Origin of the sequence: Oceanobacillus alkalisoli (assembly GCF_021556485.1) — a bacterium.
Classification (GTDB): Bacteria; Bacillota; Bacilli; order Bacillales; family Amphibacillaceae; genus Oceanobacillus; species Oceanobacillus alkalisoli.
On record NZ_JAKGBW010000092.1, the window covers coordinates 1 to 285 of the forward strand.

Consider the following 285-nt stretch of genomic DNA (forward strand, 5'->3'; position numbering starts at 1 on the left):
CAGCACCACACACAAATCCAATGCCCAAAACCATCTGCTCTTCAACAGCACAAAAAGCTTTACCCGTGCAGAGCAAGAAGTTCCTTCCCAAAGAAACAAGAAGCCTGAGCACAGATGCACCCCTTCTTGCTTGAGGCATTTGCAGTTGGGCAGTGATGTTTAGCAACCAACAGCAGTGATGAGCCTTCGTGGAGTGACTCCACAGGCAATGGAGAGAAATAAAAACTCTCCAGAGGGGAATCTAGGATTGGGATGACTAAAGGAACATGCAGACCAGTAGCTTTG

The 285-nt window shown here is 47.7% G+C and carries 1 protein-coding gene; it reads right to left on the reverse strand.

Going from position 1 to position 285, the window contains the following annotated elements; genetic code table 11:
• Nucleotides 1–59: 59 nt before the first annotated feature.
• Nucleotides 60–285, reverse strand: a 226-nt coding sequence (locus LZD48_RS18545; RefSeq protein ID WP_235764147.1) for a hypothetical protein, incomplete at its 5' end; no start/stop codon positions are given.